17 protein-coding genes are annotated in these 12,267 nt (G+C 61.8%); 9 read left to right on the forward strand and 8 right to left on the reverse strand.

Going from position 1 to position 12,267, the window contains the following annotated elements; translation table 11 throughout:
* Positions 1–43: 43 nt before the first annotated feature.
* The 3 genes from I6E73_RS09460 to I6E73_RS09470 all read left to right on the forward strand — a co-directional run bounded on the left by I6E73_RS09460 (position 44) and on the right by I6E73_RS09470 (position 766).
* Complete coding sequence (locus tag I6E73_RS09460; RefSeq protein WP_197105446.1) at positions 44–217, forward strand: CsbD family protein; 174 nt, start codon at positions 44–46, stop codon at positions 215–217.
* 52 nt (positions 218–269) lie between these two features.
* On the forward strand, positions 270–431 hold the full coding sequence (locus I6E73_RS09465; RefSeq protein WP_197105445.1) for a hypothetical protein: 162 nt from the start codon (positions 270–272) through the stop codon (positions 429–431).
* A gap of 134 nt (positions 432–565) precedes the next feature.
* Positions 566–766 carry a hypothetical protein gene (locus I6E73_RS09470; protein ID WP_197124815.1) on the forward strand — a complete coding sequence of 67 codons (201 nt, stop codon included), beginning with the start codon at positions 566–568 and terminating at the stop codon, positions 764–766.
* Here I6E73_RS09470 and I6E73_RS09475 read toward each other — a convergent pair whose 3' ends face one another.
* Together I6E73_RS09475 and I6E73_RS09480 are read right to left on the reverse strand one after the other, a co-directional pair.
* Entirely contained in the window at positions 767–1,468 is a 702-nt protein-coding gene (locus tag I6E73_RS09475; RefSeq protein WP_197124817.1) for a spermidine synthase, read from the reverse strand.
* Between the two features lie 55 nt (positions 1,469–1,523).
* A complete protein-coding gene (locus I6E73_RS09480; protein ID WP_307784276.1) occupies positions 1,524–2,150 on the reverse strand; it encodes a carbonic anhydrase in 627 nt (208 codons plus the stop codon).
* A gap of 164 nt (positions 2,151–2,314) precedes the next feature.
* On the opposite strand from I6E73_RS09480, the gene I6E73_RS09485 reads away from it, so the two are divergent.
* Positions 2,315–3,052, forward strand: a complete 738-nt coding sequence (locus I6E73_RS09485) for a tyrosine-protein phosphatase (RefSeq protein ID WP_197124819.1) — start codon at positions 2,315–2,317, stop codon at positions 3,050–3,052.
* 15 nt (positions 3,053–3,067) lie between these two features.
* On the opposite strand, the gene I6E73_RS09490 is transcribed toward I6E73_RS09485, so the two are convergent.
* The 6 genes from I6E73_RS09490 to I6E73_RS09515 form a co-directional block, all read right to left on the reverse strand.
* A complete protein-coding gene (locus tag I6E73_RS09490; RefSeq protein WP_197124821.1) occupies positions 3,068–4,039 on the reverse strand; it encodes an FHA domain-containing protein in 972 nt (323 codons plus the stop codon).
* A gap of 2 nt (positions 4,040–4,041) precedes the next feature.
* The gene (locus I6E73_RS09495) at positions 4,042–4,305 is read right to left on the reverse strand and encodes a hypothetical protein (RefSeq protein WP_197124823.1); all 264 of its coding nucleotides are present in this window, start codon (positions 4,303–4,305) and stop codon (positions 4,042–4,044) included.
* Positions 4,306–4,489: 184 nt separating this feature from the next.
* Positions 4,490–4,951 (reverse strand): hypothetical protein, encoded by a 462-nt coding sequence (locus tag I6E73_RS09500; protein ID WP_197124825.1) that lies wholly within the window; start codon positions 4,949–4,951, stop codon positions 4,490–4,492.
* Between the two features lie 67 nt (positions 4,952–5,018).
* Entirely contained in the window at positions 5,019–5,585 is a 567-nt protein-coding gene (locus tag I6E73_RS09505) for a DUF4395 domain-containing protein (RefSeq protein WP_197124827.1), read from the reverse strand.
* Between the two features lie 69 nt (positions 5,586–5,654).
* Positions 5,655–6,110: a thioredoxin domain-containing protein gene (locus I6E73_RS09510; protein ID WP_197124829.1), complete on the reverse strand. Its 456-nt coding sequence runs from the start codon at positions 6,108–6,110 to the stop codon at positions 5,655–5,657.
* Positions 6,111–6,340: 230 nt separating this feature from the next.
* Positions 6,341–7,141: an SDR family oxidoreductase gene (locus I6E73_RS09515; RefSeq protein WP_197124831.1), complete on the reverse strand. Its 801-nt coding sequence runs from the start codon at positions 7,139–7,141 to the stop codon at positions 6,341–6,343.
* A gap of 280 nt (positions 7,142–7,421) precedes the next feature.
* On the opposite strand from I6E73_RS09515, the gene I6E73_RS09520 reads away from it, so the two are divergent.
* The 5 genes from I6E73_RS09520 (at position 7,422) to I6E73_RS09540 (ending at position 12,249) form a co-directional block, all read left to right on the forward strand.
* Entirely contained in the window at positions 7,422–9,152 is a 1,731-nt protein-coding gene (locus I6E73_RS09520; protein WP_197124833.1) for a dihydroxyacetone kinase family protein, read from the forward strand.
* Positions 9,153–9,198: 46 nt separating this feature from the next.
* On the forward strand, positions 9,199–9,660 hold the full coding sequence (locus I6E73_RS09525; protein WP_197124835.1) for a ribose-5-phosphate isomerase: 462 nt from the start codon (positions 9,199–9,201) through the stop codon (positions 9,658–9,660).
* 2 nt (positions 9,661–9,662) lie between these two features.
* The gene (locus tag I6E73_RS09530; RefSeq protein ID WP_197124837.1) at positions 9,663–10,481 is read left to right on the forward strand and encodes a triose-phosphate isomerase family protein; all 819 of its coding nucleotides are present in this window, start codon (positions 9,663–9,665) and stop codon (positions 10,479–10,481) included.
* A gap of 11 nt (positions 10,482–10,492) precedes the next feature.
* Positions 10,493–11,209, forward strand: a complete 717-nt coding sequence (locus I6E73_RS09535) for a GntR family transcriptional regulator (protein WP_197124839.1) — start codon at positions 10,493–10,495, stop codon at positions 11,207–11,209.
* A gap of 275 nt (positions 11,210–11,484) precedes the next feature.
* On the forward strand, positions 11,485–12,249 hold the full coding sequence (locus I6E73_RS09540) for an SDR family NAD(P)-dependent oxidoreductase (protein ID WP_197124842.1): 765 nt from the start codon (positions 11,485–11,487) through the stop codon (positions 12,247–12,249).
* Positions 12,250–12,267: the final 18 nt, after the last annotated feature.

The following is a 12,267-nucleotide window of genomic DNA, read 5'->3' on the forward strand; positions in this document are numbered from 1 at the left end:
ACGCCACGCCAACCCCAACTCCCCCACACGAATAGGAACTCTCATGAGCGCATCAGACAAGGTCGAGAACGCCGCCGAGGACTTCACCGGCAAGGCAAAAGAGGCGGCCGGCAAGGTCACCGATAACGAAAAGCTCGAAGCCGAAGGCCGTGCTGACCAAGCGAAAGCCGACCTGAAGAAGGCCGGCGAAAACGTGAAAGACGCGGTTTCGGAATAGCCGTTACCGCTCCCTGCAGTCTCCCCCACTAGTTCTTCCCGAAAGGCACATCATGAACACCCTTCTCATCATCGTCGCAATTATCGCCGTTGCACTGCTCCTCACCGGCGGACTCGTGCAGTCGCTCAACTTCCTCCTTTGGGTCGGAATTGTGCTGGCTGTCATCGCCGTCATCGTCTTCCTCGCTCGCAAGCTCACCGGTGGTCGGGTCTAACACCAATAGTTTGCAGAGCTAGCTGAAGCAGTTCATCAGCCCTCCCCCCAGAGAACGATGAACTGAACGAGGTGCGCGCAACCCCCTGGTTGTGCGCACCTCTCTCTTAACCACGCACGACCCGAGGATCACGAATGTGTAAAAAAGCTAACGCTCGCTCTACGAACACCCCGCAACTTCCCGCTGTGGCGGCTGAACCCCCGTGTGAAGGGGATTCGGATGTGATCGCGCCGCCGTTCCCGCCGCTCTCAGCGAGCGAGCACGCAGCACTCCACGCGAACGACGACCCGATCGCCGAGTGGATAGAAGAACTCGCTCCTACGACCGGGCCTTAACTAGGCGCGTTTCGTCGCGACGTACACGGTGTTGGATGAGACCCCACCGGTGAGAGCATTGTCAAAGTCGACCGCATGCGCGATCGGGTTCTCGAACACCTGGCCGAGGCGCTCCATGAATTCATCGTCACTCGGGTCATCCGACCACAGAGCAAAGACTCCGCCGTCAGTGAGATGAGCGCGCACGCGACGAAGACCAGCAACGGTATAGAGGTCGGCGTGGCTGGGGTCGAGCTGGTGCCGGGGTGAGTGGTCGACATCCAGAAGGATCACGTCGTAGGGCTCGGTCGGCTCGGCGCGCATCACGGCGAAGAAATCGGCGTGGGTGAGAGTGGTGCGGCTGTCGCCGGTAAGTTCTGCGGATACCGGGAGCAGGCCACGATTGTGCCAATCGATCACGGCCGGCAGCGCATCGATCACTTCGAGCGACGCCACTCGCGAGTCGGCCAGAGCCGCGACGGCCGTGTAGCCGAGACCGAGTCCTCCATTGACGACGCGCAATGCGTCTCCGTTAGCCGCCGCAAGCCCAAGATCGGAAAGCGCGATTTCGGCCACAGTGAAGAGGCTCGACATGAGGTATTCCTCACCGAGCTTGACCTCATACACGTCAACATCGAGCGTTGGCTCACGTCGGCGTCGCAGGTTGAGTTCCCCCATCGGGGTCTCTTGAAAGTCGAGCTCTTCGAAGCGGGAGATAGCCATGGGTTGAGCCTACGTGTCGACGACCGTCGCCGACACCGCGCGGGTCTGGGCAGCTCTAGGCTGCAGCACCAGCAGCTGTTGCCTCCGGCACTTCGACGAGCTGTCCCGTGGAGACATCGTAAATGTAGCCATAGACCGGAATGCCGCTCGGCACCAGAGGGTGAGCTTTGATTCGGGTGACGTCTTCGAGAACGCTCTCGGCCTGGTCCGCGATGGTGAGCCAGTCAATATATTTGGCTTCGGCCGAGCCGGGACCGGTGCCCACGTCTTCGAATCCGGCATCGCCCAAAGCAGCGGTCTCAAGGCTGTTGGCCAGAAGCCCCCGCATTACGTCATCGGTGAAGAACTGCATCCCGCAGTTGGTGTGGTGAATCACGAACCACTCCTTCGTGCCGAGGAGTTTGTACGAAATCACGAGTGACCGGATGGCGTCGTCGGATGCGCGTCCTCCCGCATTGCGGATGACGTGTGCGTCGCCCTCACTCAAGCCGGCGTATTGCGCAGGGTCGAGGCGCGCATCCATGCAGGTGAGGATCGCGAAGCCACGAGCGGGCGGCAAAGCGAGTTCGGATTTGTCGCCAAAGTTTTCGGCATAGGCGGCGTTGGCGGAGAGAACTTCGTCGAGCACTGACATGGTGCGCTCCTTCGTGGGTTCGGGGTTAGTGACGGATGTCGTTGACACGTCGCGAGCATAATCACCGATCCCGGGTAACGGCCGATTGTTTCGCTACGCTGCAGAGCTGCGCCTCACCGTCAGCTTTCTGTGGAGGCGCGCGAATATCCGAATTCGCCGTGATCCGTGGCTCCACTCTGGCCGACACCGCGACTGCTCCCTATGCTGAGGAAATGACAACACTTGCGTGGGATGGCTATATCAATGCCCGAGATTTGGGCGGCTTTCCCACGGCGTTATCACGCAGCGGCGTGACAGCAGCGGGTCGAATCGCCCGCGGACCGCGCCGAGAGCGGTTGACCGCGGCCGGATGGGATGATGCGCGGGCCTGGGGTTTGGCATCCGTTATTGACCTCCGCTGCGAGCACGAGGTTGGCCCGGGTGAGGGCGATCACGTGATTTCAGACGCGGCACTCGATGGCGTCACGATCGTCAACGCCCCCACTGAAGATCAGAACGATCCTGAGTTCTGGGAGACCTGCGCCCCCATTCTCGACTCCCCCGAATACTGGGCCCACAATTGGCGACTGCAACCCCACCTGGTGCTTAGCGCTCTCGAAGCAATTGCCGGTTCGACACCGGGCACTCTTGTGCATTGCAGCGCAGGGCGGGATCGCACCGGGATGATCAGCGCGCTCCTTCTGGGCAACGCGGGGGTTGATCCCGCCGCCGTCGCCGCCGACTATGCAACCTCCGTGCACGCAATGGCCGCCGTTGAGCAGCTTGTTCCCGGCGCCGAGCCAGAAGAGATCCGCTCACCCGCTGAGGTGGACGAATGGATGCGCGACAAACTCCCCATTGTTCACGACACTGCCACGCGAACCCACGAGGTCTTCGACCTGCTCGGTGTCTCGATTGCGACGCGTTCGGCATTGCGCAGGCTGCTGATCGCCGAGCAGCCCACGCAATAGTCCAACGGTCGGGGTTTAGGGCGTCTCCGGAACTTCCGGCCCTTCCGGCGGTGCGGCCGGTGCCGCTGCATTTCGGTGCCGCTCGGGCTGCGGTTTCTGATGACCCATTTCTCCTCCGATGCGACCGCCGAACGGCCGACCGTGGTCGGCGTATTCTTCGCGGAAGAACCCGAGGCGCCACTCGCCCATTTCCATCCGCGCGCCCGTTCTGAGCGTGCGCGCGCCGGGATCCTGACCCGTAAGCGGGCGCGATCCGCCACCCACGGCACCGATGGCGTGAAGCACGTACTCGTCATCGTCATCGTGCCGGATTTCGGCGTGGAACGGCTCGAGGCCGGGAAGCTGCAGGTCTGCGGCAGAAGACGATCCAATAGTGGTGACTTCTGATCGCAACTCGAACTCCCGCGGCACTTGGCCGTTCCAGTTTTCGGAGCCGACGACAAAGAACAGTCGAGGTCGCCCCGCACCAGCCGTGTAGTGCGTCGTGGTGATCTGTTTGCGAACAAACCGATCGAACGTCGGCACCAGCGGCAGCAGCGTGCTTGGCGGAAACTGCATTTCGGATGCTGGAGACGCAGTCGAATCGCGCCGCCGCAGTAGCGGTGCAATCGCAGCGCGACTCCCCAGCGCGATATGAGGAGAGCCGGTGAGTACTCGCTGAGTAACGGAGGGCTTGATAGCACCGACGCGAGCGATGAGCCCGAGCGGTCCCGAGAGCGCGACAGTCAGCCCGCGGTCGGCGAGAGCTTTGGCCGCGATACGCACGTCCTTGAGCTTGACTGTTCGCGCCTGCAGGAACAGCTCTGGCTTGCTCGAGAATACGTCGATTTCCATGCCGTTGGCGTTGATCGTGCCCGTCATTTTTTCTGTCTCGAGCGGTGGTGCTGCTGACTCCCCGCTGCCCGGTGACGCGGCATCCGCATCGTCAAGTATTGGTTCGATGAGCGAGAACGCCAGATCGATGTCGAACCTCGTTGAGGTGCTCATCGTTACGGGGCGGTCGGTTCGGAGCCGGATCCCTCGCTGGTGGTCACCCGCAGGGTGCCGTTGAGTTTCCAGGTCGCGCGGGGCGCATCCTGGCCAACATCGCGGGGAACTTCGACGGTCATGTCGATGAAGTTGTAGTCGATGACAGCACTGCGACCGGTGAGATACGACCACATCTCTTTGCCAAGATCTGTCCAGTCTTGGATGTTGTGGGCGTCGGGGCCTGAACCGGTTTCGGCGGCTGCTGGGCTGTTGAGATCAGACATGGTTTCGTCCTTTTCACTCGCGTTGAGGAATCGGGCAACCATCGTGATCGGTAGCCGCCCACTGTAATGCCACGATAATCGCGTGCCTCAGACGGCGGAAGAGTTGCGGCCCAGGTCACGGCATTCTCACTGGGAAGGATGGCGTGCCGAGCGGATGCTCGCGCTCCGCTTATTACGCTGCGAGTTAGGCGAGTTGCTGCGACGGGATCGCCGGAATCAGGCGCCGGGCAGTCACGACAACAAAGATGATCAGCAACACAAAAATGGCGCCGTCGGCCGCGATGTAGAAGTAATGCCAGAGTGAGCCCCCGGTGTCTACGCCGGCAACCACGGCATCCGTTCGGGCATTAAGTGGTGGGCGAATGACGAGGATCTGAGTGAGCAGCACTACCCAGAGCCCCACGAGTAGACCCCATTGCACGCGCGTCGCGCGCGGACGGATCATGGCGAGCGTGAGCAGCGCACCCAGCACCAGCGCGGTGGTGTTCATCGCGAAGAAGACTAGGCGTCCGATGCCGAGCCCTAGCTCCAGAGTGATCCCCGGTGCTTGAAACTTCAGCGGAGTTTCAAGGAACGAGATACCGATGATCAGACCCAACCAGATTGCGGGAATGACCAACCGAAGGGTGAGACTCGTGCGTTGCATGCTCCCAACGTATCGGAGAATCGCAAGCCGCCTCCGGCCACTCGGAACGGCTCAGGTTGGTGCGCCGTTAAGCGGCGGAGCGAGCGCGACCAACCAGCCCGGCACGCACGAGCAGCACATAGAGCTGGCATCCGAGGCAGTAGTCGAAGACTGAGTTGAGGAACGCGGCGATGAACGCCATGCCCGCGAAGATGACTAGAGCGTAGGGCACAGCCGCGAGGTGCAGCACGATGCCGAGAACCGTGATGACGAAGCCGACGCCCTGCGAGAACGTGGGTGGTCGCGGGTCTTCGAGGTGGCTGGGCGCGCTGAGGCGCGGACGGATCGCGGCCTTGAAGAAGACTCCATACGGGTGACGCTGGATGCCAGCGAAAGCGCCCCACGCGAACAGAGCCGTGATGAGGCTCAGGAGAATGAAGGCCGGCTGGCTAGCGCGCTCGGCGAGTGTGGCCGGGAGCGCTGCTGCGGCATCCAATCCGAGGCCGATCACGGTCAGCAGCAACACGGCGGTGATGCCGGCGCCGAAGCGGGGACCGCGCGGGTCGATTCCGGCCTGGCCCGGCTTGGCTGCAAGAGCTGTTTTGGAGTCGGAGAGTTGCGTCGTTCCGGCGGCGCGGGTGTCATTCGAAGTCATGGGAGTCGCTATCTGTGGTGCTCCGTGTGGGAGCGCTGTCTCGGGGTGGACGGGTGCGGAAACTGTTTGTTAGACCAGCGCGGGGCTGAGCATCCGGTCCAGTTCGGCACGGACGTCGTTGATCTTGGGAGCTCCGCCGATGCGGGCCTGCAGCACACCGTTGCCATCAAGGATGAACGTGGTCGGAGACTGCAACAGGTTGAACTGGTTGGCGATCTCGGGACGCGAGGTGACATCCACATTGACGTGAACAACGACGCCGGTTCCGTCATCGAACTCGCTGGCAAGGGCGCTCAGCTGAGTGTGGACAGTAGGGCAAATCGCGCAGGCTGCGGTGGAGAACTGGACCAGCGTGACGCGACTGCCGAACGGGGCGGCACCGGGAATCGAAATGCGATTCTCTTCGGATGCGGCGGTCGAGGCGTCGGTTCGAGTGTGCTTAATGCGGCCGGTACGGGCACGCCAAACTAGGCCAAGCACAGTGGCGAGAGCCACGAGGCTAAGAAGCACAGTCAGGGTTTCCACAGCGTTCACCTTTCGAGGTTATTGCGAGTTCAGGGCCGTCGCCGTTGTGTGACGCGAAGTTACTGACGCGACGTCGTACGGGGACGGTTGGTTACCAAGAGAACAAGCCGAATAGGGCTCCGGATATTCCACAGGCCGCCAGAAATCTGGCGGCCTGTGGAACGAGCTGTGCTGATCGGGCGCGTCTTGCGGGCTCTGGGAGTCTTGCGAGCCTGATCAGTCGAGCAGCATTAGATGCTGTTGTGGTCCTTCACGGAGGCTTCGAGCTCGGTAAGACCGGGAGCCAGCGCTGCGTCGACAGCGAGCGGGTCAACGAGGTTGAGGTCCTGCATTCCGCGCGCACGCTCATGGGTGGCGTTGATCTCATGTTCGTCGGCCGCCAAACCTGCCATTACGCGCTCGACAACGCCAGAGACAGGCCCGCGCTTCCAGTCAGCGTTCTGGCTGCTCATCATCTCGGTGTCGGTGGCACCGGGGTAAACCGTGGCCACGTGCACGCCCGTGCCGTGCAGTTCGCGACGCATCGCTTCACCGAACGCGGCCAGACCTGACTTGGTGGCGGCGTAGACGGCGTAGAACGGCATCGCGACAAGGGCGATCTCGCTCGAGATGTTCAGGATGAGGCTCCCGTTGGCTGCACCGCTGGTGCGCAACTGAGGCAACAGTGCCTGCGTAAGCAGCACCGGTGCGGTGAGGTTGAGGTCGATCATCGCGGTGGCTTCTGCGGCGGTGGACTCTTCGAGTCGTCCAGCACGCACGTTGCCGGCGTTGTTCACGAGAAGGTCAATGGTGTCCCACGACTTCACGGCGTCAGCGACGTTCTGCGCGCCATCCGCCTGACCGAGGTCCTGAACCAGAATTTCGGATGTTCCACCGGCGTTCTTTACGAGGTCGGCAGTCTCCTGCAGGGTGGCTTCCTTGCGGCCAACGAGCAGCAGGTGTGCACCCTTGGCAGCGAATTCGAGGGCGATAGCCTGACCAATTCCTTGGCCAGCTCCGGTGATGATTCCGCGACGGTTGTTGAGATCCATTGTGGGGATCCTTCCTAATCTGGGGACGGGCCACGAGAGCGACCCGGAGAAAAACTCTCGTGCTGCTCGGGACGCTAGCACGGCATTCTGGGATTTACTACCGTACGGTTCTATATCCCAGCGCACTCAGAATGCCAAGTCGCGCCAGAGCTCCCCAGCTCGAATCCTCGCCCGCTCGTCGTTGCGCGCAGAAGAGAGCTCGCTCCATTTCCTATTTCCTATAGTATCTTTGAATGCGCGGTTGCGTAGAACTGCAGCTCAACGATGAGGAGCGAGAACAATGACCCGTTTGTGGAACGAACCAGCGGACTTTGCCAACGAGATGGTCGACGGATTCGTGCGGGCCAACACCAAGTGGGTCCGCAAAACTTCAGGCGGTGTGGCTCGCTCCACCCGCTCTGAAAACCCCGAAGTAGCCGTCGTCATCGGCGGTGGCTCCGGCCACTACCCCGCCTTCGCCGGACTCGTTGGACCAGGACTCGCGCATGGAGCAGCAATGGGTAACCTCTTTGCCTCACCCTCTGCCCGCCAAGTTGAAGCCGTCATCCAAGCAACCCAGCAGGGCCGAGGCGTACTCCTCAGCTACGGAAACTACGCCGGCGACGTTATGCACTTCTCCACTGCCCAAGCCGCTGCGCGTGCAGCAGGCATCGAGTGCCGCTCAGTCGTCGTCACCGATGACATTTTCAGCGCACCGCCCACGGAGAAAGCAAAGCGCCGAGGAATCGCCGGCGACCTCACCGTCTTCAAAATCGCCGGCGCTGCAGCCGCAGCCGGACACGACCTTGACCATGTTGAGCGCGTCGCCCTTCTCGCCAACGAACGCACTCGCACCATGGGCGTTGCATTCTCCGGATGCACGCTCCCTGGCGCGTCGGAGCCGCTGTTTTCGGTGCCGGAAGGCCGCATGGCAATTGGCCTCGGCATCCATGGTGAACCAGGCCTCGAAGAGACCGACATCCCCACAGCGAACCAGCTCTCTGAACTGTTCGTGGAACGACTTCTCGCCGAGGCCGAAATTCCCGACGGCGTCGCTCCGCAGGGCGCTCGTGTGGTTCCAGTGCTCAACGGTTTGGGGTCAGTAAAGAACGAAGAGCTCTTCGTCTTGTTCTCGCGCATCGCCGAGTTGCTCGAGGCCGCCGGCATCACCATCGTTGACCCGCAGGTTGGCGAATTCTGCACGAGCTTCGACATGGCCGGAGTCTCGCTCACGCTGTTCTGGCTCGATGACGAACTTGAAGAACTCTGGAACGCGCCAGCAAGCGCACCCGCTTTCCGCACCGGCTCCGCACAATCGGGCAACGTTGTTGCGGTCGAAGGCGACAACTCGGTGGTGGCTGACGACGCTATTGCTGTGTCGACCGCAGAGTCACAAGCCGCAGCAGCCACGATCGCCACCATGCTCTCCGCCATGAGCACCCTGATCGACGAGAACGCCGACGAACTCGGACGCTTGGATGCCGTAGCCGGCGACGGCGATCACGGTATCGGCATGCAGCGTGGCGTGAACGCTGCCGCAGCCGCCGCAGCACAGGCTGCAGAGCGTGGGGCTGGTGCACAATCCCTTCTCAACCGTGCGGCCGATGAATGGTCTGACCGCGCCGGTGGAACCTCGGGGGCTCTGTGGGGCGTAATCCTCAAGAGCGTAGGGGAATACCTCGGCGATACCGCCGAGATCACGGCTGACTCCGTCAGCGCAGGGGTAAGCGCTGCGAGCGATGCTGTGATGGCATACGGCGGAGCATCCGTGGGTGACAAGACTCTCGTCGATGCGCTGGTTCCTTTTGCGACCTCGCTCCGCGAGCGTGTAGCGGCCGGCGATCTTCTCGCTGCCGCTTGGGCTGAGGCTGCGCGGCAAGCGACTCTCGCTACCGAACGCACTAGCGGCATGATGCCGGGGCTCGGACGCGCTCGCTCCCACGGTGAGAAGTCTCTCGGCACCCCTGACCCCGGAGCAGTGTCACTGTCGCTCATCGTGACGATGCTCGGTACGCAGCTCGCTGATGCCTAACTCCCACCACCTTTTTACCACCCATCGCAGAGAAAGTAGAAACACTATGTCCACACCATGGCGCGTTGTTATCGGCTCAGACGAGGCCGGATTCGACTACAAAGAGATCATCAAGCACGATCTGGAGAACAACCCGTTGATCAGTTCAGTGGTTGACGTTGGAGTATCAGCGGACGCGTCAAAGAACTACCCTGGCGTCGCCATCTCTGCCGCCGAAATCGTGGCTGCTGGTGAGGCTGACCGCGCCATCCTGATCTGTGGCACCGGTCTGGGTGTCGCGATCGCCGCCAACAAGGTTGCGGGCATCCGTGCGGTCACCGCGCACGATTCATTCTCGGTGGAGCGAAGCATTCTCTCTAATGATGCGCAGATCTTGTGCATGGGCCAGCGCGTTGTCGGCATCGAGCTTGCGCGCCGCAATGTTCGCGAGTGGCTCACCTACGAGTTCGACGCGACGAGTGCGTCGAATGACAAGGTGCAAGAGATCTCTGACTACGAGAACGCTTAGTCATGTCTAGTCTCGGGAGCGTCAGGCCAGTGCAGGTTGGCGTCAGCTTGAAAATGTACTTCAGCCATGACCGCACCGTTGCGTGGTGCACCGCCGTGGCGGAAATCGCCCGCACTCACGACGCCGTGCTGTCGGGCGCTGCCGAGCTATTCGTTATTCCCACGTTCCCGTCAATTCCCGCCGCGCATCAGATACTCAATGGCGTTGCCCGAGTTGGTGCTCAAAACCTGAGCACGGAGGATGCTGGCGCCCTCACCGGCGAGGTGAGCGGCAGCGTTCTTGCCGAGGTCGGTTGCACGGTGGTCGAGGTGGGCCACGCGGAACGGCGACGTCTTTTTGGCGAAACCGATCCAATCGTCCGCGCCAAGACTGCGGCAGCTCTGCGCAATAATCTGCGGCCCGTGCTCTGCGTCGGAGAGGCCCACCAGTCGACCGCCGCCGAGGCTGCAGCTGAGTGCATCCGCCAGCTTGATGATGCACTGATGGATGCTGACGCCGACGGCCATCGGGGCGCCATCACCGTCGCCTATGAACCCCACTGGGCTATTGGCGCGCCCGAGCCGGCTTCAGCCCGCCACATTCAGGATGTCTGTACTCTTCTTCGCGAATATGCCGCCCGTTTGGAGCTCCACTCAGGCTCCGCAGTGATCTATGGGGGAAGCGCCGGCCCGGGATTGCTCACCGAACTTGCCGGCACCGTGGATGGCCTATTCCTGGGGAGATTTGCACACGATCCGGCCGCCATCCGATCGATCCTCGATGAAATAGGTAGAATCGCTTCCGATCGCACATCCGACCGTCCCGCCGTGGCCGGTCACTAGGGAAGGCTCCAATGACGACAGATTCGCTGTTCACATCGAACTCGTCGCCCTCCATCGAGCGCCGTGGATTGCGTGACCACGTGTATGACCGCGTGCTCGACGTGCTCCTAGGGCCCGGAGTTGAACCGGGCTCGCGCCTCTCTATTGACACCATTGCTCGAGACCTTGGCGTCTCCCCCACTCCCGTTCGAGAAGCCCTCGTACAACTCGAACGCACCGGCCTCGTCACCCGAGTAGCCAATAAGGGCTATACCGTTGCTGAACCATTGGCCGCCGACCAACTCGAAGCACTCTTCGATGCTCGGCTCGTCTTGGAATCGGGGTCTGCCGCAATTGCTGCGCGCAATCCCGAGAAGCTGCTCCCCGTTCTTGAGAAGGCCCTCACCCAACACCTCAAGCTCACCGCTGCAGTTCACGAGGCCTCTCTCGTTGGCGAGATCCCGTTAGAACTATTGCGCGACTACTTCGCCGCCGACTGGAACTTTCACCACCTCATTTTTGAGCACACCCACAACCCATTCTTGATCGACATGTCCGAAGCGATTTCCACGCGAGTGCACCGGATGCGTCAAACCGTTGCCACGGGTGTGAGCGACGCCGAAGAAGCCACAGCAGAACACCGCGCCATCCTCGATGCCTTCCCCCACGGCCCCGAGGCTGTCGAAGCCGCCATGCGCAGTCACATCCTCAAAGTGCGTGATCGCGCCCGCGACGACTCTGTCCGCTAACTAGCTCCGATTCGAACGTCGGCAGACTCCGCCCGCGCTGTTTGACGCGCACTCGCTCCGAACGCCGCTCTGCGCGCTCGGCGCCGACTCCTGCACGTTCTCGGCGCCCACCCCGGTGCCTTGGGGCCTTCAGCTGGGCACTCTTTCTGGCGCGCCCGCCCGCTGTTTCCTCGGCCGCACCTTGTCACCTTGCGTGCAATTCGAAAAATGCTATATGATCTACGATTAGATGCATCGGGTGAATAAGCCCGAGAATCAACAAAGGAGTTGGCAATATGGATTTCCCCACCGAACGCACCGTGATCGTTACCGGAGCAGTGTCCCCCCGTGGAATTGGCCGCTACACCGCGTCCTACCTCGCAGAGCGTGGCTGGAACATCGGAATCATCGATGTGGATCACGACAGCTCGGTCGCAGTAGCCGAAGAAATCGCATCCGCCTACGGCGTCAAGGCCCTCGGCTATGGCGCAAACGTGACAGACCCTGAGTCTGTGGACGCCGCCATTACCTCCTTCGAAGCCGGCCTCCCTCAGATCGTGGCCCTGGCCAACATCGCGGGCGTCAGCTCCCCCGTTCCTTACCTTGAGGTCACCCCTTCGGAGTGGTCGCGAGTGATGTCCATCAACCTCGACGGCGTGCACCACGTGTCGCAGCGTGTGGCTCGCATTCTGGTTGCCAACCGCATCGGCCGCATCGTCAACATTTCGTCGGTCTCCGCTCAACGCGGTGGCGGCACGTTCAGCAAGACCCCGTACTCGGCGTCGAAGGCTGGCGTTATTGGTCTCACTCGCTCGGTTGCTCGCGAACTCGGCGGGTTCAACATCACCGTCAACGCGATCTCGCCTGGCCCGATCGACACCGACATCATGGGCGGCACGCTTTCGGATGCTCGCAAAGACGAGCTCACTCAAGATCTGCTCACGAGCCGCATCGGTACGCCGCGCGATATCGCAGCAGCCATCCACTTCCTCATTGGCGAAGAGACTGGCTACATCACCGGCCAGACGCTCAACGTCGACGGCGGGCTTTACCTTCACTAACGATCGGCCTCACTTCAG

The sequence above is a fragment of the Salinibacterium sp. SWN248 genome, from assembly GCF_015864575.1.
GTDB lineage: Bacteria > Actinomycetota > Actinomycetes > Actinomycetales > Microbacteriaceae > Rhodoglobus.

Excerpts from the sequence above, each read along its gene's own strand:
- I6E73_RS09460 (WP_197105446.1), top strand. The coding sequence starts at position 44 with ATGAGCGCATCAGACAAGGTCGAGAACGCCGCCGAGGACTTCACCGGC.
- I6E73_RS09465 (WP_197105445.1), top strand. The coding sequence starts at position 270 with ATGAACACCCTTCTCATCATCGTCGCAATTATCGCCGTTGCACTGCTC.
- I6E73_RS09470 (WP_197124815.1), top strand. The coding sequence starts at position 566 with ATGTGTAAAAAAGCTAACGCTCGCTCTACGAACACCCCGCAACTTCCC.
- I6E73_RS09475 (WP_197124817.1), bottom strand. The coding sequence starts at position 1,468 with ATGGCTATCTCCCGCTTCGAAGAGCTCGACTTTCAAGAGACCCCGATG.
- I6E73_RS09485 (WP_197124819.1), top strand. The coding sequence starts at position 2,315 with ATGACAACACTTGCGTGGGATGGCTATATCAATGCCCGAGATTTGGGC.
- I6E73_RS09490 (WP_197124821.1), bottom strand. The coding sequence starts at position 4,039 with ATGAGCACCTCAACGAGGTTCGACATCGATCTGGCGTTCTCGCTCATC.
- I6E73_RS09495 (WP_197124823.1), bottom strand. The coding sequence starts at position 4,305 with ATGTCTGATCTCAACAGCCCAGCAGCCGCCGAAACCGGTTCAGGCCCC.
- I6E73_RS09500 (WP_197124825.1), bottom strand. The coding sequence starts at position 4,951 with ATGCAACGCACGAGTCTCACCCTTCGGTTGGTCATTCCCGCAATCTGG.
- I6E73_RS09505 (WP_197124827.1), bottom strand. The coding sequence starts at position 5,585 with ATGACTTCGAATGACACCCGCGCCGCCGGAACGACGCAACTCTCCGAC.
- I6E73_RS09515 (WP_197124831.1), bottom strand. The coding sequence starts at position 7,141 with ATGGATCTCAACAACCGTCGCGGAATCATCACCGGAGCTGGCCAAGGA.
- I6E73_RS09520 (WP_197124833.1), top strand. The coding sequence starts at position 7,422 with ATGACCCGTTTGTGGAACGAACCAGCGGACTTTGCCAACGAGATGGTC.
- I6E73_RS09525 (WP_197124835.1), top strand. The coding sequence starts at position 9,199 with ATGTCCACACCATGGCGCGTTGTTATCGGCTCAGACGAGGCCGGATTC.
- I6E73_RS09530 (WP_197124837.1), top strand. The coding sequence starts at position 9,663 with ATGTCTAGTCTCGGGAGCGTCAGGCCAGTGCAGGTTGGCGTCAGCTTG.
- I6E73_RS09535 (WP_197124839.1), top strand. The coding sequence starts at position 10,493 with ATGACGACAGATTCGCTGTTCACATCGAACTCGTCGCCCTCCATCGAG.
- I6E73_RS09540 (WP_197124842.1), top strand. The coding sequence starts at position 11,485 with ATGGATTTCCCCACCGAACGCACCGTGATCGTTACCGGAGCAGTGTCC.